At 70.8% G+C, this 22,805-nt stretch carries 21 protein-coding genes; 12 read left to right on the plus strand and 9 right to left on the minus strand.

Annotation, left to right across the window (positions count from 1 at the left end; genetic code table 11):
* Window positions 1-9: 9 nt before the first annotated feature.
* Complete coding sequence (gene trxA / locus ACS5NL_RS01930) at window positions 10-984, minus strand: thioredoxin (RefSeq protein WP_439351880.1); 975 nt, start codon at window positions 982-984, stop codon at window positions 10-12.
* A 148-nt stretch (window positions 985-1,132) separates the two neighbouring features.
* Between trxA and purE the strand changes: the two genes are divergently transcribed.
* From purE to ACS5NL_RS01950, 4 genes are all read left to right on the plus strand, one after another.
* A complete protein-coding gene (purE, locus tag ACS5NL_RS01935) occupies window positions 1,133-1,621 on the plus strand; it encodes a 5-(carboxyamino)imidazole ribonucleotide mutase (protein ID WP_439351881.1) in 489 nt (162 codons plus the stop codon).
* 4 nt (window positions 1,622-1,625) lie between these two features.
* Complete coding sequence (locus ACS5NL_RS01940; RefSeq protein WP_439351882.1) at window positions 1,626-2,858, plus strand: 5-(carboxyamino)imidazole ribonucleotide synthase; 1,233 nt, start codon at window positions 1,626-1,628, stop codon at window positions 2,856-2,858.
* A gap of 117 nt (window positions 2,859-2,975) precedes the next feature.
* A complete protein-coding gene (locus ACS5NL_RS01945) occupies window positions 2,976-3,986 on the plus strand; it encodes an L-threonylcarbamoyladenylate synthase (RefSeq protein ID WP_439351883.1) in 1,011 nt (336 codons plus the stop codon).
* A gap of 92 nt (window positions 3,987-4,078) precedes the next feature.
* Window positions 4,079-4,324: a hypothetical protein gene (locus ACS5NL_RS01950; protein WP_439351884.1), complete on the plus strand. Its 246-nt coding sequence runs from the start codon at window positions 4,079-4,081 to the stop codon at window positions 4,322-4,324.
* Between the two features lie 16 nt (window positions 4,325-4,340).
* Here ACS5NL_RS01950 and dacB read toward each other — a convergent pair whose 3' ends face one another.
* On the minus strand, window positions 4,341-5,978 hold the full coding sequence (gene dacB, locus ACS5NL_RS01955) for a D-alanyl-D-alanine carboxypeptidase/D-alanyl-D-alanine endopeptidase (protein WP_439351885.1): 1,638 nt from the start codon (window positions 5,976-5,978) through the stop codon (window positions 4,341-4,343).
* A 44-nt stretch (window positions 5,979-6,022) separates the two neighbouring features.
* Between dacB and tsaB the strand changes: the two genes are divergently transcribed.
* From tsaB to ACS5NL_RS01970, 3 genes are read left to right on the plus strand one after another with little or no spacing between them, the layout of a single operon-like run.
* The gene (gene tsaB, locus ACS5NL_RS01960; protein ID WP_439351886.1) at window positions 6,023-6,781 is read left to right on the plus strand and encodes a tRNA (adenosine(37)-N6)-threonylcarbamoyltransferase complex dimerization subunit type 1 TsaB; all 759 of its coding nucleotides are present in this window, start codon (window positions 6,023-6,025) and stop codon (window positions 6,779-6,781) included.
* On the plus strand, window positions 6,778-7,371 hold the full coding sequence (gene rimI, locus ACS5NL_RS01965; protein WP_439351887.1) for a ribosomal protein S18-alanine N-acetyltransferase: 594 nt from the start codon (window positions 6,778-6,780) through the stop codon (window positions 7,369-7,371). The genes tsaB and rimI overlap by 4 nt, the downstream gene beginning before the upstream one ends.
* Window positions 7,368-8,264 carry a uracil-DNA glycosylase gene (locus ACS5NL_RS01970; protein ID WP_439351888.1) on the plus strand — a complete coding sequence of 299 codons (897 nt, stop codon included), beginning with the start codon at window positions 7,368-7,370 and terminating at the stop codon, window positions 8,262-8,264. The genes rimI and ACS5NL_RS01970 overlap by 4 nt, the downstream gene beginning before the upstream one ends.
* Here the strand turns inward: ACS5NL_RS01970 and ACS5NL_RS01975 are convergent.
* Both ACS5NL_RS01975 and ACS5NL_RS01980 read right to left on the minus strand, forming a co-directional pair.
* Window positions 8,258-9,151 (minus strand): DMT family transporter, encoded by an 894-nt coding sequence (locus tag ACS5NL_RS01975; RefSeq protein WP_439351889.1) that lies wholly within the window; start codon window positions 9,149-9,151, stop codon window positions 8,258-8,260. The genes ACS5NL_RS01970 and ACS5NL_RS01975 overlap by 7 nt on opposite strands.
* Window positions 9,152-9,188: 37 nt before the next feature.
* Window positions 9,189-9,614 carry a hypothetical protein gene (locus tag ACS5NL_RS01980; protein ID WP_439351890.1) on the minus strand — a complete coding sequence of 142 codons (426 nt, stop codon included), beginning with the start codon at window positions 9,612-9,614 and terminating at the stop codon, window positions 9,189-9,191.
* A 98-nt stretch (window positions 9,615-9,712) separates the two neighbouring features.
* Here ACS5NL_RS01980 and pyrF point away from each other — a divergent pair, with 98 nt between their 5' ends.
* The 3 genes from pyrF (at window position 9,713) to ACS5NL_RS01995 (ending at window position 12,070) form a co-directional block, all read left to right on the plus strand.
* Window positions 9,713-10,552, plus strand: a complete 840-nt coding sequence (gene pyrF / locus ACS5NL_RS01985; protein ID WP_439351891.1) for an orotidine-5'-phosphate decarboxylase — start codon at window positions 9,713-9,715, stop codon at window positions 10,550-10,552.
* Window positions 10,549-11,178: a glutathione S-transferase family protein gene (locus ACS5NL_RS01990; protein ID WP_439351892.1), complete on the plus strand. Its 630-nt coding sequence runs from the start codon at window positions 10,549-10,551 to the stop codon at window positions 11,176-11,178. The genes pyrF and ACS5NL_RS01990 overlap by 4 nt, the downstream gene beginning before the upstream one ends.
* A 67-nt stretch (window positions 11,179-11,245) precedes the next feature.
* Window positions 11,246-12,070 carry a MipA/OmpV family protein gene (locus tag ACS5NL_RS01995; RefSeq protein WP_439351893.1) on the plus strand — a complete coding sequence of 275 codons (825 nt, stop codon included), beginning with the start codon at window positions 11,246-11,248 and terminating at the stop codon, window positions 12,068-12,070.
* A gap of 4 nt (window positions 12,071-12,074) precedes the next feature.
* Here the strand turns inward: ACS5NL_RS01995 and uvrA are convergent, their stop codons facing one another.
* Window positions 12,075-15,119 carry an excinuclease ABC subunit UvrA gene (gene uvrA / locus ACS5NL_RS02000; protein ID WP_439351894.1) on the minus strand — a complete coding sequence of 1,015 codons (3,045 nt, stop codon included), beginning with the start codon at window positions 15,117-15,119 and terminating at the stop codon, window positions 12,075-12,077.
* 155 nt (window positions 15,120-15,274) lie between these two features.
* Between uvrA and ACS5NL_RS02005 the strand changes: the two genes are divergently transcribed.
* Window positions 15,275-16,471, plus strand: coding sequence for an MFS transporter (locus ACS5NL_RS02005; RefSeq protein WP_439352037.1), 1,197 nt, complete (start codon window positions 15,275-15,277; stop codon window positions 16,469-16,471).
* Between the two features lie 96 nt (window positions 16,472-16,567).
* On the plus strand, window positions 16,568-17,068 hold the full coding sequence (gene ssb / locus ACS5NL_RS02010) for a single-stranded DNA-binding protein (protein ID WP_439351895.1): 501 nt from the start codon (window positions 16,568-16,570) through the stop codon (window positions 17,066-17,068).
* 89 nt (window positions 17,069-17,157) lie between these two features.
* On the opposite strand, the gene ACS5NL_RS02015 is transcribed toward ssb, so the two are convergent.
* Genes ACS5NL_RS02015 through ACS5NL_RS02030 form a run of 4 tightly spaced genes read right to left on the minus strand, consistent with a single transcriptional unit; the run spans window position 17,158 to window position 22,801 of the window.
* The gene (locus ACS5NL_RS02015) at window positions 17,158-17,967 is read right to left on the minus strand and encodes a hypothetical protein (protein WP_439351896.1); all 810 of its coding nucleotides are present in this window, start codon (window positions 17,965-17,967) and stop codon (window positions 17,158-17,160) included.
* Window positions 17,964-18,923: a hypothetical protein gene (locus tag ACS5NL_RS02020; protein ID WP_439351897.1), complete on the minus strand. Its 960-nt coding sequence runs from the start codon at window positions 18,921-18,923 to the stop codon at window positions 17,964-17,966. The genes ACS5NL_RS02015 and ACS5NL_RS02020 overlap by 4 nt, the downstream gene beginning before the upstream one ends.
* 9 nt (window positions 18,924-18,932) lie before the next feature.
* Window positions 18,933-21,854 carry a hypothetical protein gene (locus tag ACS5NL_RS02025; protein ID WP_439351898.1) on the minus strand — a complete coding sequence of 974 codons (2,922 nt, stop codon included), beginning with the start codon at window positions 21,852-21,854 and terminating at the stop codon, window positions 18,933-18,935.
* A 41-nt stretch (window positions 21,855-21,895) separates the two neighbouring features.
* The gene (locus ACS5NL_RS02030; protein WP_439351899.1) at window positions 21,896-22,801 is read right to left on the minus strand and encodes a caspase family protein; all 906 of its coding nucleotides are present in this window, start codon (window positions 22,799-22,801) and stop codon (window positions 21,896-21,898) included.
* Between the last annotated feature and the right edge of the window lie 4 nt (window positions 22,802-22,805).

Here is a 22,805-nt window from a genome sequence, read left to right on the forward strand (position 1 = left end):
CGCGGGCGCTCAGTTCAGCGCCATGCTGAGCTTGCGGCGGTATTGCGAGACCATCTGCGCCTGCGGGTCTTCCTGCACCGCCGCCTTGCCCGACAGCTCGATGCCGCCGGCGCTCTTGCCCGCGGCGGCCGGGTCGGCCTTGGGCTTGGGCGGGGTCATGAGTTCGAGCAGGCCGACATAGGTCTTGCGCGGGGCCTCGTCGTCCCACTTCTTGTCGCGCATGATGATTTCCAGCAGCTCTTCGAGCGCGGCCGGCCACTCGCCCATGGCGATCAGCACGCGGCTCTTGGCGAAACGGGTCTCGAAGTCGCGCTTGTTCTGGCCGATCAGTTCGTCGAACTTTTCCAGTGGCCACTGGCCCCGCGGGTCGGTGCCGACGAACAGCAGCGCGCTGAGCCACTGGTTCAGGGCGTCAAAACGCAGCGGTACCGGGATGCGCACCAGCGTGGGCGCGAGCGCGGCGTTGGCCTGTTCGAACAGGCCGTGGGCGATGCACTGGCGGACCAGTTCGAAGCGCAGGTCGTCGTTGTCGGGCGCCTGTTCCAGGGCGTGGGCCAGTTTTTCCAGCGCATTGCCGGCATCGGCTTCTTCGCCTTCGCCGCCCTGGGCCAGCATCTGCTGCGCCTCGTCGGCTTCGGCCAGGGCCGCCAGTTCCTCTTCGCTGGGCAGGTGCTTGTCGAGGAAGGCCTTGACCTGGCCCTCGGGCACGGCGCCCATGAAACCGTCCACCGGCTGGCCGTTGATCAGCAGCACGCAGGTCGGGATGCTGCGGATGCCGAAGGCGGCGGCCAGCTGCTGCTCCTGGTCGGAGTCGATCTTGACCAGCTTGAAACGGCCGCCGTAGTCGGCCTCGACCTTTTCCAGGATGGGGCCGATGACCTTGCAGGGGCCGCACCAGGTGGCCCAGAAATCCACCAGCACCGGGGTGTGCATGGAGGCTTCGATGACCTCGGCTTCGAAATTGGCGACGGTGACGTTGATCATGGCGTGGAGCGGCGGAAAGGGCGAAGAGGGGCGCTGACGGGCGCGAAACGTAAAATCCGCACTTTACCGGAGGCGCCTGTCCGCGTCCTCCGGCCTCACCCGAGTCTCCTCCCCACCGCGCCCCGCCGGGCGCATGAGAGCCCTTCCCATGAGCACCCTCCAGGTTGGCGTCGTCATGGGTTCCAGCAGCGACTGGGACACCATGCAGCACGCCGTGCAGATCCTCAAAGACTTCGGCATCGCCCACGAGGCGCGCGTGGTCTCGGCCCACCGCATGCCCGACGACATGTTCGCCTACGCCGAGGCCGCGGTTGGCCGTGGGCTCAAGGCCATCATCGCCGGCGCCGGTGGCGCGGCCCACCTGCCGGGCATGATCGCCGCCAAGACGGTGGTGCCGGTGCTGGGTGTGCCGGTGCAGTCCAAGGCGCTGTCGGGCGTCGATTCGCTGCATTCCATCGTGCAGATGCCCAAGGGCGTGCCGGTCGCGACCTTCGCCATCGGCGCCGCCGGGGCCGCCAACGCGGCGCTGTTCGCCGTGGCCCTGCTGGCCAACGAAGACCCGGCGCTGCGAAAGAAGCTGGAAGATTTCCGCGCCGCGCAGACCGAAGCCGCCCGCAACATGACCCTGCCCGTCTGACCCCATGAGCCTCAAACCCCTCCTGCCCGGCGCCCTGTCCGACCGCGGCCAACAGATGACCCTGGGCGTGATGGGCGGCGGCCAGCTCGGCCGCATGTTCGTGCAGGCCGCGCAGGCCATGGGCTACTTCACCGCGGTGCTCGACCCCGATCCGGCCAGCCCGGCCGGCCTGGTGGCGCATTTCCACATCGAGACCGCCTACGACGACGAACAGGGCCTGGCCCAGCTGATGCAGCGCTGCGACGCCATCACCACCGAGTTCGAGAACGTGCCGGCGCCGGCGCTGATCACCCTGGGCGCGCACCGTCCGGTGGCGCCCTCGGCCAACTGCGTGGCGGTGGCGCAGGACCGCATCCAGGAGAAGGCGCACTTTGTCCAGTGCGGCCCCCTCAGCGGCGTCTACCCGGCGCCGTATGCCGCCATCGAGACGCCCGAGCTGCTCGCCGCGGTGCCGGCGGACCTGCTGCCCGGCATCGTGAAGACCGCGCGCCTGGGTTACGACGGCAAGGGCCAGATCCGCGTGAAGGACCGCGCCGAACTCGCGGCGGCCTGGGAGACGCTGGGCAAGGTGCCTTGCGTGCTGGAAAAGCTGATGCCGCTGCAGAGCGAGTGTTCGGTCATCGTGGCGCGCGGCGCCGACGGCCAGGTGGTTGCCTTCCCGGTGCAGAAGAACACCCACCACGACGGCATCCTCGCCATCACCGAGGTCTACGAAGGCGCGGTGCCGGCCGATCTGGCGGCGCGCGCGCAGGCCAGCACGGTGGCGATTGCCCACCACCTGAACTACGTCGGCGTGCTCTGCGTCGAGTACTTCGTGGTCGACAACGGCGCGGGCGGCAGCGACCTGATCGTCAACGAGATGGCGCCGCGTCCGCACAACAGCGGCCACTACACCCAGAACGCCTGCGACCTCTCGCAGTTCGAGGCGCAGGTGCGCGCCCTGGCCGGCCTGCCGCTGCCCACGCCGCGCCAGCACAGCCCGGCGCTCATGGTCAACCTGCTGGGCGACCTCTGGTTCAAGCCCAACGGCGTGCGCGCCCAAGCCAGCGAACAGCCGGTCGCCCCGCCCTGGGCGCAGGTGCTGGCCCTGCCCGGCACCCACCTGCACCTCTACGGCAAGCTCAGCGCCCGCCCGGGCCGCAAGATGGGCCACCTGAACATCACCGGCGCGAGCGTGGCCGAGGTGCGCGAGACGGCGGCCAAGGTCCTCGCGCTGCTCGGTCTGCAAGGCTTATGACCCCCCCGACGCGCCTGCGGCGCCTCCCCCCGGGGGGCCGCACTGGCGGCCCGGCAAAGCCGGTTCCGCGGTGCGCTGGCCTGTCGTGCCTTTGCCTCTGACGAGACCCTTTCGCTCATGCCTCTTGTTCTGAACGCCAGCGATCCGGCGGCCATCGAAGCGGCCGCACAACGCCTGGCCGCGGGTGGCCTGGTCGGCATGCCGACCGAAACCGTCTATGGCCTGGCGGCCGACGCCGGCCACGCCAGCGCGGTGCGCGGCATCTTCACCGCCAAAGGCCGGCCCAGCGACCACCCGCTGATCGTGCACGTGCCGCCGGCCGACGGCGGCGACTGGCGTGCCGCCGTGGCGCCGCTGGCGCACAGCGTGCCCGATTTCGCCGTGGCGCTCATGAGAGCCTTCTGGCCCGGCCCGCTGACCCTGATCCTGCCGCGCCGGCCCGAGGTGGCAGCGGTGGCGGCCGGTGGCCAGGACTCGGTGGGCGTGCGCTGCCCGTCGCACCCGGTGGCGCAGGCGCTGCTGAAAGCCGCCCGCACGCACGGCGTGCTGGGCGTCGCGGCGCCCAGCGCCAACCGCTTCGGCCGCGTCAGCCCGACGACCGCCGCGCACGTGGCCGAGGAGTTTGCCGACCTGTCGGACGACCAGTTGCTGATCCTGGACGGTGGCGCCTGCCCGGTGGGCATCGAATCGACCATCGTCGACTGCTCGCGCGGCGTGCCGGTGCTGCTGCGCCCCGGCATGGTCACGCCGGCGCAGATCGAGGCCGTGTGCGGCCAGCCGCTGCGCGAGCGCGACGAGGCCGCGCCGCGCGCCTCGGGCACGCTGGAGTCGCATTACGCGCCCAACGCCAGGGTCCGGCTGATGGCGGGCGGGCAGATCCAGGCCGCGCTGGACGTGCTCGGGCCGGACGCGAAACACATTGCCGTGTATGCCCGGACCTCCCTGCGGGCCGCGCGGGCGGTCCTGCAGCGGCGCATGCCGGCGGACGCGGCCGCCTGTGCGCAGGAGCTGTTTGCGGTGCTGCGCGAACTCGACGCGACCGGTGTCAAGCTGATCTGGGTCGAGACGCCGCCCGAAGGTGCCGACTGGGACGGTGTGCGCGACCGGCTGCAACGCGCGGCCGCCTGACGGTCGGGCGGCGCTCAAGAATCCGCGCGGGCGACCGATAGCTCCGGAAAGATGCCCGCAAAGGCGTCGACCGAACTTTCAGAGAGCCCACCGTGAACACGAACACCCATGCCCTGCGCAGCGCCCCGGAGGACAACTTCGTCATCAACGAAGCCACCCGGCACCAGTACTACAGCACCATGCAGGCCGAGGCGTGCGACGAGGACATGCTGGACGCCGCGCTCAACCGCCGCCAAGCGCGGGCCATGATGGCCAAGCGCAGCCACCGGCGGCTGCATGTCTGGCTGGTCCTGCTGTCGCTGGGCGCCCTGGCCGGCCTGGTCTGGGCACTGAACTGAGCTGTCTGGGGCCGGCTCAGTCCTGCCCGGCGGTCCATTCCACCAGCGCATCCAGCGCCGGCCGCGCCGCGACCGCGTTCGGGTGGTTGATGAACCCGACCACCACATAACGCGCGCCGCTGGCCGCGTTCACGTACCCGGCGATGCCGGTCACGTCGCGCAGGGTGCCGGTCTTGAGCCAGGCGTTGCCGTGCGCCAGGCTGTCGGGCGACTTGCCCACGCGCGCGGCCGTGCCCTTGATTCCCGCCACCGACAGCGACTGCACGAAGGTCGCGCCCTGCGGGTGGCGCGCCGCGTGGCGCAGCAGTTCGGCCAGCGAGTCGGCCGTGATGCGTTCGACGCGCGAGAGGCCGGAGCCGTTCTCCATCACCGGTGCCGGCTGGCGGATGCCGAAGGTGTTGCGCCACCAGCGCCCGATGATCTCGCGCGAGCGCTCCAGCCGGCCCTGGCGCTCCAGCGACAGCGGTCCGCGCGGCACGGTCATCGCATCCACCCTGGCCGGTGCCAGCTGGCCCAGCGTGAGGAACACCTGCTGGGCCATCACGTTGTTGCTCCACTGGTTGACGTCGGCAATGATGTCCGACAGTGGCAGCGACCGGGCCTCGTGCACCAGCCGCGCCCTGGCCGGCGTCTGGCCCATCACGACCTTGCCGGTGAGCGCGCCGCCGCTGCTGCGCCAGAGGCCTTCGAGTGCGCGGGCCGCGTAGCTGGCCGGGTCCTGGTAGGCGACCGGCCACTCCTTGTCGCCGCAGCCCTGCGGGTAGCGGCCGGTGAAGCGGATCGCATTGATGTCGTCGAAGCGGGCGCCGATGGATGCGCGCCAGTCGCCGCAGCCGGCGCCGCGCGCCAGCGGCAGCGTGGCGTCGATCGCCAGGCCCGCCATCGGTGGTTCGCTGGTGACGCGGGCCACGCCCGCGGCAGCATCGGCCGAGAACTTCAGCACCACCGACTTGAAGTTGACCAGCAGGGCGTCGGGCACCGCGTTGTAGGGGCGCAGGGCCTCGCCGTCGAAGGCGCCCGGGTCCTTCGGCGGCAGGTCGAAGGCGCTGTTGTCCAGCACCATGTCGCCGAGCACGACCACCACGCCCTTGTCCTGCAGCGCCTGGAAAGCGGCCTGGATGCGTTCAAGCACCAGCTTGGGGTCGCCGCCGCCCTTGATGTAGAGGTTGCCGCGCAGCGTGCCCTTGTCGAGCGTGCCGTCGGTGTAGAAGCGGGTGGTCCAGGTGAAGTTGGGGCCCAGCAGGTCCATCGCTGCGTAGGTCGTCACCAGCTTCATCACCGAGGCCGGGCTGATCACTTCTTCGGCGCGGTGGCGCAGGCGCTCCGGGCCGCTGCCGCTGACCGGCAGCACCAGGGCCGACATGGCGCTGGCCGGCACCTGGGCGCGCTGCAGGGCGGCGGCGACCGGCGGGGGCAGGGTGGTCAGCGCGGGCGCTGCGGCCGCAGACGGTGTCGCCCGCGGGCCGGCGGGCACCTGCGATGGCGCGACAGGGACGGCCTGGCCGCCGGTTGCTGGCACGCCGGGGACGGTCAGCCCCACCTCGGGCTTGAGCCGCAGCTCGCCCGCGCTGAGTTCGCTCTCCTGTGCCGGGGCGGCGGTGGCGATGCACACAAGGATCAGGGACAGGAACGGGAGGCGGGACTGGCTTGGCATGGAGCGGCGATTATGGGTCAGTGACCCTCGCCGATAATCCCCCGATGCCCTCTGACGCACCCCGCCTGCTTGCCATCGATTCCAGCACCGACACGCTGTCGGTCGCGCTGGGTTCGGGCGCACCCGGCGAGGAGCCGCTGGTCTTTGCCGGCCCGGGTGCCGCCCAGTCATCCGCCACCTTGCTGCCGGCCGTGCAGTCGCTGCTGGCGCGCGCCGGCTGGACGCTGGACTCGCTGGACGCCGTGGTGTTCGGGCGCGGTCCGGGCTCGTTCACCGGCCTGCGCACCGCCTGCGCGGTGGCGCAGGGCCTGGCCTATGGCGCGGGTGGCCTGCCGGTGTTGCCGGTGGACACGCTGATGGCACTGGCCGAGGCCGCGCGGGCCATGCGGGTCGGACAGGGTCTGGCGGTGCCGCCCGTGATCGCGGCGCTGCTGGATGCGCGCATGAACGAAATCTATGTGGCGCTCTACGCCTGCGGGCCGGACGGCTTGTCGGCCGAGCCGCTGCGGGCGCCGTGCCTGTGCGCGCCGCAGGAGCTGGCGACCTGGCTGGCCGATTCGCTGCCGCCCGCGCTCTCGCTGGAGAACGGCGACTGCCTGCTGGCGGGCAATGTGTTCGAGGTGTACGGCGAACCCTTGCAGGCCCTGCCCGGCCCCCGGCAGGTCGCCCTGCCGACGGCGGCAGCGCTGCTGTCGCTGGCACCGGCCCTGCTCGCTGCCGGCCGCGCCGTGGACGCGCGCGACGCGTTGCCGCTGTACGTGCGCGACAAGGTGGCGCGGACCACCGCCGAGAGGGAAGCATGAGTGCCGCCGCGCCGTCGCGCGACACCTTCCCGGACCCGGGCGCCGGCTGGCCCGAGGCCGCCGACCGCCAGGGGCAGCGCCGTGTGGCCTTCGTGGGCATGACCGAGGCCGATCTGGAGTCGGTCTGCGAGGTCGAGAAGACCGCCTACGCCCATCCCTGGTCGCGCCGCCATTTCGCCGACTCGTTGTCCAGCGGCTACCCGGCGGTGATGCTGCTGGGCGAGGCCCGGCCCGGCGAGACGCCGTGGCCGGTGCGCGCCGACGGCCGTGTGCTGCTGGGTTATCTGGTGGCCATGCGCGGCGTGGACGAGGTGCACCTGCTCAACATCACGGTCGCCCCGGCGCAGCAGCGGCAGGGCTGGGCGCGCTTCATGCTCGACGCACTGACCCTGTGGTCGCGCGGGCAGGGCGCGCAATGGCTCTGGCTGGAGGTGCGCGCGGGCAATGCCCCGGCCCGCGGCCTTTACAACCGCTACGGCTTCCGCGAGGTCGGCCTGCGCCGCGCCTACTACCCGGCCGGCGGGCTGCAGCGCGAAGACGCGGTGGTGATGAGCCTGGATCTGGCGAACGAACACGGAACCACGGCATGAGCGACACGCAGCCCGACGACACGTTCGAAGACACCTCCTTCGTCCCGCACCTGGACGCGCGCCAGCGCGCGATGCTGGCCGAGATGGGGGTGCGGGTCTGGGCGCCCAGGGCCGAAGCCGCCGTGGCAGGTCCGGCGGCCGAACCTGCGCCGGTGTCTGCACCAGTTTCTGCGCCCGCTGCCGTTGTGCCCGAGCCCGTGGCCGCCCGTGCGGTGCCGCCGGTGACCACCAGCCGCGCGCCGGTTGCTGTGGCGCCGTCACCCGCGCCAGTGCCCGCAGCGGCTCCGGCGGCCGTGCCGGTCGAGCGCCTGCGCCCGGCCGGCGTGGCCGCGATGGACTGGCCCGCGCTGCAGGCGGCGGTGTCGGGTTGCGAGGCCTGCGGCCTGTGCAAGACGCGCCGCAACACGGTGTTCGGCGTCGGCGACATCGGCGCCGACTGGATGATCGTCGGCGAAGCGCCGGGCGAAAACGAGGACCTGCAGGGCGAGCCCTTCGTGGGCGCCGCCGGGCAGCTGCTGGACAACATGCTGCGTGCGGTCGGCCGCAGCCGCGCCGGCGAGGGCGCGAAAGGCGCCTACATCGCCAACGTGCTCAAGTGCCGCCCGCCCGCCAACCGCAATCCGCAGCCGCAGGAGGTCGCGCAGTGCGAGCCCTACCTGGCGCGGCAGGTGGCGCTGGTGAAGCCGAAGATCATCGTGGCGATGGGGCGGTTCGCGGTGCAGTCGCTGCTGCGCACCGACGAGCCGATCGGCCGCCTGCGTGGCCGCGTGCACCGCTACGAAGGCGTGCCGGTGATCGTGACCTACCACCCGGCCTACCTGCTGCGCACCCCGGCCGACAAGGCCAAGGCCTGGGAAGACCTGTGCCTGGCGATGGAGACCGCGGGTCAGTGAACCCCGGGTGCTGCGGCCTTCTGGGGCCACAGCACCGTCAGGATGGCCAGCATCACGAGCACGACGGCCGCCCAGTCCTGCCAGTGCAGCACCTCGCCCAGCCACCAGGCGCCGCTGAACACGCCCAGCACCGGGATCATCATCACCGAGAGCGACGAGGCAATGGGGGGCAGCTCGCGCGCCAGCATCAGCCAGACCACCTGCGCGAACGCGAACACGCCCAGCGCGTTGTAGACGATGGCGCCCCACTGCGCCGGGTTGGGCGCCATCCAGGCGCCGCGCTCGAACAGCACCGACAGCAGGCTCATCCACAGCGTGGTCAGCACCGTCATCCAGAAGCTGATCGTCAGCGTGGGCGCGTCGATGCGCGTGCGGCGCATCAGCTGGGTGCCGATGGCCCAGGTCGCGGCGGCGACCAGCATCATGGCCACGCCCAGCGGCCGGCCCGAGAGCGTGATGAACTCGTGCCAGAGCAGCAGCACCACGCCCAGAGCGGCGGCCGCCACGCCGACCCAGGCGCGCGGGATCAGCCGCTGGCCGAACCAGATCGCGCCGATCACGGCCGAGAACACCGGCATGGTGTAGCCCAGGATGGCCGCGCGCCCGCTGGACAGCGACTGGATCGCCAGGATCGCCAGCGTGTGCCAGAAGAACATGTTGAACACCATCAGCACGGCCAGCTCGCGCCAGTGCGCGCGGGCGATGGTGAACGGTTCGCGCCGCCAGACCATCAGCGCCGCCATCACCGGCAGGCCCAGCCACATGCAGATGGTGCGGAAGGTCAGCGGCGGAAAGCCGGTCACGCCGAACTTCATGATCGGCCAGTTGAAGCCCCAGACCAGCGTGAGCAGGACGAGCAGGATCAGTTGCTGGCGGGACAGGCGCATCCGGGGGATGTTAGCGGCCCGGTTGCGCCGAAGGGGATCAGTTGGGGACAGTGACGGTCGCGGTGTCGCTGTCGGTGGTGTTCGCGTCGGTGTCCACCGCGCGGGCGAAGTACGAGACCGAGCCGGACGCGGTGGTCGGGATCGTGGTCGTGAACTGGTAGGGCGAGGCGTTGAGCGTGCCCAGCAGGGTGTTGGCACTCGAATCGACCCGGTAGAAGCGGACCGCGCTCATGCCCACGTCCGAGCTGGCGACCGCGATCAGCGTGACGGTCGCGCCGGCGGCGGCGCTGGTCGGCGTGACGGCCAGGGTCACGGTCGGGCCGTCGTCGGACGAGCCGCCGCCGCAGCCGGCGAGGGCCAGCGAGAGCATCAGGCCGCAGGCCAGCGCGCCGCGTTGCAGGAGGTGGCGACGGGCCGGGGGAATCGGGTGAGCGGGGGAGGAGGAAAGTGCGGTGTGGGTCATGCGGGCATCGTAGGGAGACGGGCTTCCGTGCGGGTTGCCTCCGTGTATCCGGCCGGTAAACCGGCCGACACGAAAGCGCGACTCCTTAAAATCGCGGCATGACCTTCCTCGACATGCTGGGCGCGGCAGAGCGCCAGAACCAGTCTTTGCTCTGCGTCGGCCTGGACCCCGATCCGGCCAAGTTCCCCGCGGCGATGAAGGGCGACGCCTCGAAGATCTACGACTTCTGCGCCGCCATCGTCGACGCCACGGCCGACACCGTGATTGCCTTCAAGCCGCAGATCGCCTACTTCGCCGCCCACCGCGCCGAAGACCAGCTCGAAAAGCTGATGGCGCACATGAAGCGCGTGGCGCCGCAGGTGCCGGTGATCCTGGACGCCAAGCGTGGAGACATCGGCAGCACCGCCGAGCAGTACGCGATCGAGGCCTTCGAGCGCTACGGCGCCGACGCGGTCACGCTCTCGCCCTTCATGGGCTGGGACTCGGTGCAGCCCTACCTGAAATACGAAGGCAAGGGTGCCTTCCTGCTGTGCCGCACCTCCAACCCCGGCGGCGACGACCTGCAGAACCAGCACCTCGCTTCGGTCGACGGCCAGCCGCGCGTCTACGAACACATCGCCCGCCTGGCCCAGGGACCGTGGAACCTCAACGGCCAGCTTGGCCTGGTGGTCGGCGCGACCTACCCGAACGAGATCGAGCGCGTGCGCGCACTCGCACCGACGTTGCCGCTGCTGATCCCCGGTGTGGGCGCGCAAGGTGGTGATGCGGTTGCCACCATCCGCGCCGGCTACCGCGCCGCGGGCGGCACCACGCAAGGTCCGGTGATCGTCAACTCGTCGCGCGCCATTCTCTACGCGTCCTCGGGCGCCGACTTTGCCCAAGCGGCGCGCGCCGAAGCCCTGCGCACGCGCGACCTGCTGAACGCGGCCAAGGCATGAAGCTCTACATCGCGCCGCGCGCGCCCAACCCGCGCCGGGTGCAGATGTTCCTGGTCGAAAAAGGGATCGATCCGTCCGCGCAGGGCATCGAACTGGTCCACGTCGACCTCAATGCGCAGGAACACAAGAGCGAGGCCTTTCGCGCCAAGAGTCCGCTCGCGCGCATCCCCGCGCTGGAGTTCGACGACGGCCGCGTGCTGACCGAGACGCGCGCGATCTGCACCTGGCTGGAGGGTGCGTACCCCGAGCCCAACCTGATGGGCGCCGACGCGACCGAGCGCGCCTTCATCGAGATGGCCGACCGGCGCGTGGAGTGGTATTTCATGCTGCCGATCGGCAACTGCGTGCGCCACACCCACCCCGGGCTGGCGCCGCTGGAGCAGCCGCAGTTTCCCGAGTTCGGCCGCTCGCAGGGCGAGAAGATGCGCGAGACCGCGGTCTGGCTCGATGGCGAATTGCAGCGCCAGCCCTGGATCGCGGGCGAGCGCTTCACCATCGCCGATATCACGGCGTTCTGCGCGCTGGAGTTCGCGCGCCTGATGCGTTTTCAGGCCGGCGAGCAGGGTTTACCCGCGCTGCAGGCCTGGCGCGACCGGATGGCGCAGCGGCCCAGCGCACGGGTCTGACGGTATTTCTGCACGGCGCCCTGCGGGCTGACGGAAAACCGATCGGGCGGCTGGCTATGATCCGGCCATGTTGTCGACAAAACACCGCTGGGGGGCCGCGTTGCTGGCCGGTTGCATGGGCGCTCCGCTGTGGGCCGCCGACAGGGACTGGCTCACCATCGAGGGCGACTACCTGATCGGCGCCTCGCTGGTCTCGGGCAACGGCCACGTCGGCGATGCGCCGGCGAGCCGCGACATCAAGCCGATGTGGGCCTTCCAGCTCGGTCCGTTCCGCGTCTCGCGTTCGCGTGCCGCCAGCCTCATGCAGGCCGGGCGCGAGAAACTCGAAACCGGCGTGAGTGCCGATTTCGGCATCTTCGACGACTGGCGGGCCAGTGCCTCGCTGCGGGTGGACAACGGCCGCGACTTCGGCGGCGATCCGCGCTACGCCGGCCTGCCGGACGTGCGTTCCACGCTGCGCTGGCGGATCTCCACCGGGTCAGCCATCGGCGAGCGCTGGAGCTGGAGCAGCAGCTACGACCGCGATTTCCTGGGCCGCAATGGCGGTGCGCGCCTGTCGGCCGGGCTCAACTACCGCCTGCCCGTCACCGAAACCAATTACTGGGACTTCGGCATGGGCACCACCTGGGGCGACCGCACCTACCTGCAGACCAACTACGGCATCTCCCAGGACACCGCCGCGAAGACCGGGCGCGCGGCCTACCTGATCGGGGGCGGCTGGGAAAACGTGCGCGCCAGCGCCCAGTACACCCATGTGCTGAACGACCACTGGGTGCTGTTCGGTGGTCTGGATCTCTCGCGCATGGTGTCGTCGCCCGCGAGCAGCCCGCTGGTGGGTCGCAAGACGACCCACTCGATCAGCGCAGGCATCGCCTTCAGAGGCAAGCGCTGATTCTTCAGCGCTTGAGCAGCCGCGCCAGGTAACGCCCGGTGTGGCTGGCCTCGCAGGCGGCCACGGTCTCGGGTGTGCCCTGGGCCACCACCGTGCCACCGCCCGAGCCACCTTCCGGACCCATGTCGATCAGCCAGTCGGCGGTCTTGATCACGTCCAGGTTGTGCTCGATGATGACGATGGTGTTGCCCGCGTCGCGCAGCTGGTGCAGCACCTTGAGCAGCAGCTCGATGTCGGCGAAGTGCAGGCCGGTGGTCGGTTCGTCGAGGATGTAGAGCGTGCGGCCGGTGTCGCGCTTGGAGAGCTCCTGCGCCAGCTTCACGCGCTGCGCCTCGCCGCCGGAGAGCGTGGTCGCGCTCTGGCCCAGGCGCACGTAGGAGAGGCCCACGTCCAGCAGGGTCTGCAGCTTGCGGTGCAGCGTGGGCACGGCGCTGAAGAACCCGGCCGCGTGCTCGACCGTCATCTCCAGGATCTGCGCGATGTTGCGGCCCTTGTACTGGACCTCCAGCGTCTCGCGGTTGTAGCGCTGGCCGTGGCAGACCTCGCAGGGCACATACACGTCGGGCAGGAAGTGCATCTCGACCTTGACCACGCCGTCGCCCTGGCAGGCTTCGCAGCGGCCGCCGGCGACGTTGAAGCTGAAACGGCCCGGCCCGTAGCCGCGTTCGCGCGCGGTCGGCACCTCGGCCATCAGTTCGCGGATGCCGGTGAACAGGCCGGTGTAGGTGGCCGGGTTGCTGCGCGGCGTGCGGCCGATGGGGCTCTGGTCGACGTTGATGACCTTGTCGAAGTGTTCGATGCCTTCGATCGCGTCGTGCTCGGCCGGCTCGTCGTGCGAGCGGTAGAGCGTGCGCGCCACAGCGGCGTAGAGCGTGTCGTTGACCAGGGTCGATTTGCCCGAGCCCGAGACGCCGGTCACGCAGGTCAGCAGCCCGACCGGGAAGGCCACGCTCACGCCCCGCAGGTTGTGGCCGCGCGCGTTGAGCACGCGGATCTCCTGCATGTCGCCCAGGGTCGCTTCGTGCGCGGCCTGCCGTTCGGCGCGGCGTTCGGCGGCCGGGCTCATCGGGAAGCGCGACTTGACGGGGGCGGCCTTGGGCGCTGCCTTGAGCACGGGCAGCCAGGGCGTGCGCCGCGTCGGCACGGCGATCTCCTTGATGCCGCTGAGGTACTGTCCGGTCAGGGAATTCGGGTCGGCCATCACGGCCGCCGGCGTGCCCTGCGCCATCACCTGGCCGCCGTGCACACCCGCGCCCGGGCCGATGTCGATCACGTGGTCGGCGGTGCGGATCATGTCCTCGTCGTGCTCGACCACCAGCACGGTGTTGCCCAGGTCGCGCAGGTGCTGCAGCGTGCCGATCAGGCGGTCGTTGTCGCGCTGGTGCAGGCCGATGCTGGGCTCGTCGAGCACGTACATCACGCCACTCAGGCCGCTGCCGATCTGGCTGGCCAGGCGGATGCGCTGGGCCTCGCCGCCGCTGAGCGTGTCGGCGCTGCGGTCCAGGCTCAGGTAGTTCAGGCCCACGTCGTTGAGGAACTTCAGGCGCTGGCGGATTTCGTTGACCACGCGCGCGGCGATGTCGGCCTTGGCGCCCTGCAGTTCGAGGCGGCGGAAATAGTCCAGCGCCTCGCCCAGCGTGATGTGGCTGACCTTGTAGATCGGCTGGCGCTGTTCGCCGTCGCCGACGAAGACGTGCCGCGCCTCCTTGCGCAGGCGCGTGCCGCCGCATTCGGGGCAGGCCTGGGTGCTGCGGTAGCGCGCCAGTTCTTCGCGCACGTTGACGCTGTCGGTCTCGCGGTAGCGGCGCTCGAAGTTGCGGATGATGCCTTCGAAGGGGTGCTTCTTGGCGACCTTCTTGCCGGCGCGTTCGCCCGATTCGAGGGCGTAGCTGAACTTGATCTCTTCCTCGCCCGAGCCGTAGAGCAGCACCTGCTGGACCCGCTCGGGCAGGCTTTCCCAGGCGGCCTCGGCGTCGAAGCCGTAGTGCGCCGCGAGGCTCTCGATCATCGCGAAGTAGTAGCCGTTGCGGCGGTCCCAGCCCTTGATGGCGCCGCTGGCCAGGCTCAGCGTGGGGAAGGCCACCACGCGCTCGGCATCGAACACCTCGGTGTGGCCGATGCCGTCGCAGGCCGGGCAGGCGCCCAGCGGCGAGTTGAACGAGAACAGGCGCGGCTCCAGCTCGCCCACGGTGTGGGTGCAGACCGGGCAGGCGAACTTGGCGGAGAACGCCAGCTCGGCGCCGGTGTCCATGTCCACCGTCAGCGCGCGGCCCTCGGCCAGCCGCAAGGCGGCTTCGAAACTTTCCGCGAGCCGTTGCCGTTGCGGGTTGGTGCCTTCTTCTTCCGCCGAACGCACCTTGATGCGGTCGATCACGACGTCGATGTTGTGTTTCTCGGTTTTCTTCAGCGCCGGCAGGGCCTCGGCATCGACCACTTCACCACCGATGCGGAAACGCACATAGCCCTGGGCCTGCATCTCGGCGAACAGGTCGGCGAACTCGCCCTTTTTCTCGCGCGCCACCGGCGCCAGGATCATCAGCTTCGTGCCCTCCGGCAGGGCCAGCACGGTGTCGACCATCTGCGCCACGCTCTGTGAGGCCAGCGGCAGGTCGTGGTCCGGGCAGTGCGGCGTGCCGGCGCGGGCGTACAGCAGGCGCAGGTAATCGTGGATCTCGGTCACCGTGCCCACGGTGGAGCGCGGGTTGTGGCTGGTGGCTTTCTGCTCGATGGCGATCGCCGGCGACAGGCCCTCGATCAGGTCCACGTCGGGCTTGTCCATCAGCTGCAGGAACTGCCGCGCGTAGGCCGACAGGCTCTCGACGTAGCGGCGCTGTCCCTCGGCGTACAGCGTGTCGAACGCCAGGCTGGACTTGCCCGAGCCCGACAGCCCGGTGATCACCACCAGCGACTGCTTGGGGATGTCCAGGTCGATGTTCTTGAGGTTGTGTGTGCGGGCGCCGCGCACCGACAAGGTGGTGGCGGTGGGGTGGGCGGCGGGAACGGGGGGCTTGGAATCCACGGGGACGGCGTCAAAAGGGCAACCCGCCATGATAAGCCGCGGAGGATTTTTTTGCCCCCGCGCTGCACCGTCCGGTCGCCGGAGCGCGACCGGACGCCATGCCCGACAATCACGCCTTTGCCCTGTCTGCCAACCCTGCCGTGTCCTCGACCACCGCTTCCCCCGTTTCAACCGACCCGTCCCGCATGACGGGCGACGAGCGCCGCGCCAGTGGTGCACTGGCCCTGGTGTTTGCGCTGCGCATGCTGGGCCTGTTCATCGTGCTGCCGGTGTTCGCGCTCGAAGCCGCGCGCCTGCCCGGCGGTGACGACCCGGCGCGCGTGGGCCTGGCGATGGGGCTGTACGGCCTGACCCAGGCCTTTCTGCAGATTCCCTTCGGCATCGCCTCCGACCGCTTCGGGCGCAAGCGCACCATCGTCGCCGGCCTGCTGATGTTCGCGGCCGGCAGCGCCATCGCCGCCTGGGCGCCCGACCTGACCTGGCTGTCGATCGGCCGTGCGGTGCAGGGCGCGGGCGCGATTTCGGCCGCGGTCACCGCTTTCCTGGCCGACGTCACGCGCGACAGCGTGCGCACCAAGGCCATGGCCCTGGTCGGCGCCAGCATCGCGCTGATGTTCGCGCTCTCGCTGGTGATCGCGCCGCTGCTGGCCGGCTGGGTCGGCCTGCCGGGCATCTTCCTGATGACCTGCACGCTGGCGCTGCTGGGCATCGCCGTGGTGCTGTGGGTGGCGCCGCCGGAACCGGTGGTGCACAAGCCATCGGATATGCAGCAGGTGCGCGGCGGTCTGGCCGAGGTGCTGCGCCACCCCGGCCTGCTGCGGCTGAACCTGGGCGTGTTCGTGCTGCACGCGGTGCAGTTGGCGATGTGGATGGCGGTGCCGGCGTTGCTGGTGGCGGCCGGCCTGCCCAAGGCGGCGCACTGGCAGGTCTATCTGCCGGCGGTGCTGGCTTCGCTGGTCGTGATGGGCGGCGCGCTGTTCCCGATGGAGCGCAAGGGCAGGCTGCGCGCGGCCTTTCTGATCTCGATCGGCCTGATCCTGCTGGTGCAGCTGGGCCTGTGGGCCGTGGCCGGGGCGCAGCCGGGGCTGTGGACCCTGGGCGGCCTGCTGTTCGTGTTCTTTATCGGCTTCAACATGATGGAAGCCAGCCAGCCCAGCCTGGTGTCCAAGCTGGCGCCGGCCCATGCGCGCGGCGCCGCGCTCGGGGTCTACAACACGCTGCAGTCGGTGGGCTTCTTCGCCGGCGGCGCGGTCGGCGGCTGGCTGGCGCGCCACCACGGTCCGACCGGCCTGTTCGCGGTCTGCGCCGCGGCCACGCTGGTCTGGCTGGTGGCGGCCTGGCCGATGCAGGCGCCCGCGCCCGTGAATCCGGCCCGGCGCTGACCGGGCTGGCCCGGCGCCGGGCAGTTGCGGCACAATGCTTGACCGACCGGCGGCCGCTTCTCCCGCGCCGCCCCCCCATTTCTCAGGGCATACCTCATGGCATCCGTCAACAAAGTCATCCTCGTCGGCAATTGCGGCCGCGACCCCGAAATCCGTTACCTGCCCTCGGGCCAGGCCGTTGCCAACGTGAGCGTCGCGACCTCCAGCCGCCGCAAGGACCGCAACAGCGGCGAGACCATCGAAGACACCCAGTGGCACCGCGTCACTTTCTACGACCGCCTGGCCGAAATCGCCGGCGAGTACGTCAAGAAGGGCCGCCCGATCTACGTCGAAGGCCGCCTGAAGTACGGCACCTATGTCGACAAGGCCACCGGCGTCGAGAAGAACACGGTCGACATCATCGCCACCGAACTGCAGTTGCTCGGCGGCCGCGAAGGCATGGGCGGTGGTGACGAAGGCGGTGGCGGTGGTGGCGGCTACAGCCGCCCGGCCGCGGCTCCGCGCGCGGCCGCTCCGGCGGCCCGTCCTGCGCCGGCACCGGCCGCCGCGAAGCCCTCCAGCGGCTTCGACGACATGGACGACGACATTCCGTTCTGAGTCATCCCTGACGCCACGTCCCGATGGCGTGGCCTTCCCAACCCGCCCGGCGCGAGCCCGGCGGGTTTTCTTTCGCCGGTGCGCCAGCCTCAGGCGACGGCCGGTCCGCTTCTGACCGCACAGAGCGGCGGTGAACGCCACACCGCCAGACCGTAGGGGCTGGAGCAGATCGCGTGGCCGGGCTCGGCGCCGCGCTGCAGCGCGGCGTGTCCCCAGGGTGTGCGCCGCACCCGGTCCCGCCGTGCCGCCATGCCCCGGACGTCCATGGCCGCGGCGTGGTCCAGCGCCAGCAGCCATTCGGCGGCGTCGGGGTAGAACGGCGACAGGCTGCTGGCGCGGGCTTCGTCGTCGCCCGCCCAGTCCAGCGCGCGATCGAGCAGGTCCAGCGATTCGCCTGCGCCGGGAATGCCCGCCAGACCGGTGGCGGTCAGCAGCGCCAGCACATTGGTGATCACGGTGCAGTCGACCATGTCCTGCCCTCCGGCCGAACGGCTCCAGGTCGCGAACACGCCCGTGCGCAGCCAGGGTGGGCGCAGGGCGGGCAGGTCGGCGATGCGCCGCGTGCCGATGCGCCGGCAGGCGGTGCGCCGCGCCTCGTGGCGTGTCAGGCGCCCGGCCAGGTACAGCTCCAGCGCCATGATGGCGGTGTCGTCGGCGTCGTCCGGCAGCGGCGGCGCCCAGTGCGGGCGCAGGCCCTGTGGCCAGAACCCGAATCCGCCCTGCGCCGAGCGGCAGCGTTCGAGCACGTCCAGCATGGCGGGCGGCGCGGCCTGGCTCCGGTGCCGCAGCGCGCGCACCGCCAGGGCGGTGGCAAAACCGTTGCGGTCGGGCCGGCGCTGTCCCCGGGCGTGCATCTCGCTCGCGACCAGGCCGGGCAGTGCGGCGGGGTCCGGTGTCATGTGGGTCGCAGGCCGCACTGCAGCCAGCCCGATCCGCCGGCGTCGACTCCCGCCCCCACCATGCCGTTGCGCCAGCGGCCATCGGCCGGGCCGGCGGCCAGGGCCGCATAGACCGCTGCAGGCGCGCCATCCACGGCGGAAAGCAGGGTCTGACGGACCTGCTCGTCGTCGCGGAACACGGCCTTGGCGAAACAGAACCAGGTCAGGGCACGCGGCCGCAGGTCGCCACCGAACACCACGCTCAGGCCGGAGGGGCGCGGCAGATCCTGTCCGCCGCACAGCAGATCCAGGTGCCGCGACAGGGCGGCGCCCGGCACCGGCGTTCCGAACAGGCCCTGGCCAAGGTCCAGCAACCGGCGGCGGTCGAGGTCGGCGCTCTGCGCGTACAGCTCCAGGCTGTGGTCGGCGTTGAGCCCGGCCATGCGCCAGTGCAGGCTGGGGCTGCGCAGCCAGGGCTGAGCCGCGGGCAGCGCGGCGGGCAGGGCCGCACCGGGTGGCACATCGGCATACAGCTTGGTGGCCGGACCGGCGGACGAGAAGCGCGCCCCCAGCCAGGCGCCAAAGCGCAGTTCCTGCCCCTGCTGCAGCGCCAGCCAGGGCGCCAGCGCGGGCAAGGGGTCGTGCGGCCAGCCGAGCTGCCGGGCGGCGAGGGCCAGCCGCCCGGGATCGGGTGCCTCGGGCGGCGCCACCTCCACCGTGTACCGCAGCGCCGTCTCGCGCGAGGACCAGGCGAACTCGATCGGCAGCCCGGTGTTGGTGAGCCGGCTGAAACGCCACGCCACCTCCGGCCAGACCGAGCGGCCGACCAGGCCCAGCTGTGGCCGCAGCGCCGCGCGGGCGGCCGCCACCGCCCCGGGCAGCAAGGGGGCCAGGCGGTCCAGCGTGGCCCCCACCGCGGCGGGGATCGCGGAAGGCGTCGCGGCGGGTCGGGTGGTGGTGGCTGCGGCCGGTCCCATGTCACCGCCTCACAGGCGCACCGGCTGGATCTCTTCCGCCGTGTCCACCCAGGCCCGCTGCTGGAACAGGTTCGGACCGACGAAGGTCAGGCGGAAGCGGTACTGGCGCAGGTTCTTGTCGCGCAAGGCCATGCGCAGCTTCACCGAGTCGGTGGCGGTGCCCGGGATCTCCAGCCGCTCGGTGCGTTCGTACTGGTTGGCGGGATCGCGGTACTCGACGTCGACCAGCACCCGTTGCACGGCGGCGGGGTCGACGGCCGGGATGAACTCGATCCGCAGCGCACCGACGAACAGGTCGTGCACCACGACCTGCGACACCGGCAGGTCGGTGGCGGGCACGCGGGTGACGCTGCCGTCCTTCAGGCGCTGCACCAGCTCCATCGAGACGCCCCGGTCGGCCGGCGCCGGCCTGGCGCCGCGCAGTTTCCAGACCTGCGGCGGGCTGTCGCGGCGCAGCGTGAGCACGGTGCGCGGCTCCGGACTGGCGTAGCCACGGGCCTGGAGGTTGAGCTCCATCGACTCCACCACCTCCCAGTCGATGTCGCCGGCGATGGCGCTGATCTCGCGGAACTCGATGTGTTCGTAGGGGTTCACGAACAGCGTGCGGTCCAGCGTGGCCTGGGCCGGAATGTCGTAGGAGTGGCGGTCGGCGGCCCAGCCCGCCTGCGGATCGAAGTGGAACTGGAAGCCGGCCCGGTAGCCGATGTCGCGCGTGCTGTTGAGAAACACCTTGAAGGTCTCGACCTTGTTCTCGCCCGGCAGGAACACGAAGTCGGCGTGCTTGTGGTCCTGCGGTTTGCCCGGATCGCCGTAGTCCAGCGCGACCTGGGCCGAGGCCAGGCCGATGGGCGCGAAGTCGATCGGCATGCTGGCCTCGACCTTGAACTCGCGGAAGAACGGGTCGTCGAGATCGATCTCCTTGAAGTAGCGCGACTTGTCGCGCAGATCGCCGAGCATGAGGCCGAAGAAGCCTTGTGGCGCGTAGGTGCGGCGGGTCGCTTCGGCGCGGTTGTAGCGCAGGGTGAGCTTCTTGCGCTCTTCCTGGCGCACGAACTTCAGCTTGAAGCTGGCCACCACTGGGAGCGAGCTGCCGCCCTGTGCCGGTGGTGGAGGCGGCGGGGGAGGAGGAGGTGGCGGTGGGGGCGGCGGCGGAGGGGGTGGTGGAGGCACCGTCGACGCGGGCCGCCGCAGCACGCCACGCCAGCGCGAGGGCGTGGTGCCCGCGGTGCGGCCGATGACGTGGGCCACGCGGTTGTCGGGGTCGCCGCCCATCGGGGTGTGGGTGCCGGGGCGGCTGGATGCGGGATGGTCGCCGTTGGCGGTGCCGCCGCTGACCGTGCCGCCGGCGCGCTGCACGACGGCCAGGGCAACCTCGCGGCGGCGCGTGGACAGGCGCAGGTTGTAGGCCTCGCGCTGCGGTTCCGAGAGCCCCGCGGCGTGCTCGTGGCTGGCGTAGGCATCCACCCGCACGTTGCGCGGGGCCGGCAGGCCCTGTATCCAGGCGCGCAGGCGGTCGGCGCCGTGTTCCGGCCCGCTCCAGTTGCCGTCGCCTTCGATGCGCAGGGTTCCCGACGCGTTCTGGAAACGCGGGTCGGTGGTGCTGTTGTCCACGTAGGCGCGGTACTCGGTCGAGGGCGGGTTGACCCGCCAGCCGGCCTCGGCGGGCTTGTCGAAGTCGAAGAACAGGCCGAAGGTCTCTTCGGTGGACTGCGCGGGCCACTCGACCTCGATGGTCTTCTGAGTGGCGGGGTTCACCGTGACCGTGATGCGGCCCGCCGGATCGGGCGCGACCGGGGCGCCGTCCACGCGCACGCTGGCGCCCGCGCCGGTGATGCTGAGCGTCTCGGCCAGACCGCTGGTGGCGGGGGTGTGCGTGACGCCCTGGCCCGCGGGCAGGGGCGTGGGGCTTTGCTGCTCCACGGTGAGCGTGGCGGGCTGCACGCCGCCGGCCGCGGGGCCGGTGCCGGTGGTCGTGCCACCCGGATTGGTGCCGTTGTTTGTGTTGGTGGTGGTGTTGGTGGCGCCGTTGTTCGCACCCCGCAGCAGGTCGCGGCCGGTGGCGATCACCTCGCTCAGCGGGTCGCTGGTGGCCTGCTGTGCGGCGAGCTGGCCCGGGGTCAGCGTGGGCTCGAACCACTTGGACAGCAGGTCGTCCTTGAAGAAATCCAGCGCCCACTTCTCCTGCTCGCGCTCGTCGGCCTCGTCGGTGAAGTTCAGCACCTTGATCTGGATCGCGCCGGTCTGCACCAGCGACTCGAAGGCCGCGTCGATGCCGCCGCGCACGAACTGGTACTGGGCTTCGAGGCTGGCACTGAAGTGGTTGAAGATGCGCTCGAAGTCGGCCGTGATCTCGACGTCGATCGACGGCCGCATCGCCAGGTACTTCATGTTGTAGATCACGCCGATCGGTGCCATGCCGTCGCCGAAGGCCTGCTCCAGGATGGTCGCGCCCTCCTTGGACAGGGCCAGGCTGAAGGCCGCGCCGTTCTCGCTGTCCATCGACGGGACCGACGCGCCCAGGATCAGCTCGACCGCGTTGAAGGCGCCCTCGGGCGGAGCGGTCGCGGCGGTGCCGCCCGAACCCTGCAGGTTCAGCGCCAGGCACTGCACCGTGCCCTCTTCGAACGGCGCCGCCGCCAGGCGCACCGGCGGGGTCACGCCCGGTTCGGCGTTGATGCGGCCGAGGATGCGCGACTCGATCTGCGGCGTGAGCTTCAGTGTGGTCTTGAACATCACGAAGCCGCCGCCGGTCTTCCCGACGTCCACGCTCGCTGCCTTGTATTTCAGGAAGCTGAATTCCGCCAGGTTGTCCGGGCCGGGACGGCGCGCCAGACCGACCGGTCCGGGCAGGTACCAGAACTGGTTCACATCGGCGTGGTCGCGGTAGACGGTGATGCCGTCGACGGTGAGCGGCTTTTCGAGGCTGAGCATGGGAACTCCTCGGTGAGGTTCGGTGAAGCGGCTGGTCGGGTTCAGCGCGAGTCGCGCCAGCCGTCCAGGAAGGTCTCTTCCATGCGGTTGGCCTGGCCGCGCAGCTGCGGCGTCTGCTGCTGGCCGGGGAAGTGCTGGGTCATCAGCGCGGCCACCGAGGTGGTGAGTGAGTCGATCAGGCCGTGGTGGTCGATGCTGAAGTTGCTGGCGTTGACCAGGTCGAGAAAGGACTTGGTCAGCAGGCCGTGGCCGATGGCTTCGGTCTCCATCGCGACCTGGGCGGCCGAGCTGGCGGCGATCAGAGTGGACTTGGCCTGCTGCACCAGGCGGCGCGTGCTGTCTTCCTCCACCACCACGCCGGTGTTGCGGGTGGTCACGCTGCGGATGTTGTTGTCCAGCACCGAGCGGTTGGCCGGCGGCAGGCAGATGCCGCAGGGCAGCAGCGTGCGGCACTGGCCCAGCCGCTGCAGCAGGTCGGTGCTGAACTGCGGCGAGCGGGCGCGGCGCGCGATCTCGCTCTCGTCGTGCATGCCGCCGGAGTGGCAGCTGTCCAGGATGATGGTGAAGTTGGCGACCGAGGGTTCCAGCGAGTCGGCGAGCGAATGGATCTCGTGGTCGCTGATGTGTTGCCCGGAGAACGGGATGATGGTCTCGAACATCTGGGTCGGCACCACGGGATGCGGCGTCCGCCCGCCGTGGCCGGAGTAGTAGAAGCAGATCACGTCGCCCGGCTGCGACTGGGTCACGCAGTAGCGCAGCGCCTGGCGGATGCGGGTCGAGGTGGCGGCACCGTCGGTGAGATAGAAGATGTCCTGCGGCGCGAAGCCGAAGGCGTCGACCAGCATGTGGTACATCGAGGCCGCGTCGGCCACGCAGAAACGCAGGCTGTTGTAGCCCTGCACGGAATAGTCGTTCACGCCGACGACGACGGCTCGCTTGGTGGTCATGGCT

The organism is Hydrogenophaga sedimenti (genome assembly GCF_051857515.1).
Lineage (GTDB): Bacteria > Pseudomonadota > Gammaproteobacteria > Burkholderiales > Burkholderiaceae_C > Hydrogenophaga.

Coding starts and splice junctions, on each gene's coding strand:
- trxA (WP_439351880.1), bottom strand. CDS start 984: ATGATCAACGTCACCGTCGCCAATTTCGAAGCCGAGGTCATCGAAGCC.
- purE (WP_439351881.1), top strand. CDS start 1,133: ATGAGCACCCTCCAGGTTGGCGTCGTCATGGGTTCCAGCAGCGACTGG.
- ACS5NL_RS01940 (WP_439351882.1), top strand. CDS start 1,626: ATGAGCCTCAAACCCCTCCTGCCCGGCGCCCTGTCCGACCGCGGCCAA.
- ACS5NL_RS01945 (WP_439351883.1), top strand. CDS start 2,976: ATGCCTCTTGTTCTGAACGCCAGCGATCCGGCGGCCATCGAAGCGGCC.
- dacB (WP_439351885.1), bottom strand. CDS start 5,978: ATGCCAAGCCAGTCCCGCCTCCCGTTCCTGTCCCTGATCCTTGTGTGC.
- tsaB (WP_439351886.1), top strand. CDS start 6,023: ATGCCCTCTGACGCACCCCGCCTGCTTGCCATCGATTCCAGCACCGAC.
- rimI (WP_439351887.1), top strand. CDS start 6,778: ATGAGTGCCGCCGCGCCGTCGCGCGACACCTTCCCGGACCCGGGCGCC.
- ACS5NL_RS01970 (WP_439351888.1), top strand. CDS start 7,368: ATGAGCGACACGCAGCCCGACGACACGTTCGAAGACACCTCCTTCGTC.
- ACS5NL_RS01975 (WP_439351889.1), bottom strand. CDS start 9,151: ATGCGCCTGTCCCGCCAGCAACTGATCCTGCTCGTCCTGCTCACGCTG.
- ACS5NL_RS01980 (WP_439351890.1), bottom strand. CDS start 9,614: ATGACCCACACCGCACTTTCCTCCTCCCCCGCTCACCCGATTCCCCCG.
- pyrF (WP_439351891.1), top strand. CDS start 9,713: ATGACCTTCCTCGACATGCTGGGCGCGGCAGAGCGCCAGAACCAGTCT.
- ACS5NL_RS01990 (WP_439351892.1), top strand. CDS start 10,549: ATGAAGCTCTACATCGCGCCGCGCGCGCCCAACCCGCGCCGGGTGCAG.
- ACS5NL_RS01995 (WP_439351893.1), top strand. CDS start 11,246: ATGTTGTCGACAAAACACCGCTGGGGGGCCGCGTTGCTGGCCGGTTGC.
- uvrA (WP_439351894.1), bottom strand. CDS start 15,119: ATGGCGGGTTGCCCTTTTGACGCCGTCCCCGTGGATTCCAAGCCCCCC.
- ACS5NL_RS02005 (WP_439352037.1), top strand. CDS start 15,275: ATGACGGGCGACGAGCGCCGCGCCAGTGGTGCACTGGCCCTGGTGTTT.
- ssb (WP_439351895.1), top strand. CDS start 16,568: ATGGCATCCGTCAACAAAGTCATCCTCGTCGGCAATTGCGGCCGCGAC.
- ACS5NL_RS02015 (WP_439351896.1), bottom strand. CDS start 17,967: ATGACACCGGACCCCGCCGCACTGCCCGGCCTGGTCGCGAGCGAGATG.
- ACS5NL_RS02020 (WP_439351897.1), bottom strand. CDS start 18,923: ATGGGACCGGCCGCAGCCACCACCACCCGACCCGCCGCGACGCCTTCC.
- ACS5NL_RS02025 (WP_439351898.1), bottom strand. CDS start 21,854: ATGCTCAGCCTCGAAAAGCCGCTCACCGTCGACGGCATCACCGTCTAC.
- ACS5NL_RS02030 (WP_439351899.1), bottom strand. CDS start 22,801: ATGACCACCAAGCGAGCCGTCGTCGTCGGCGTGAACGACTATTCCGTG.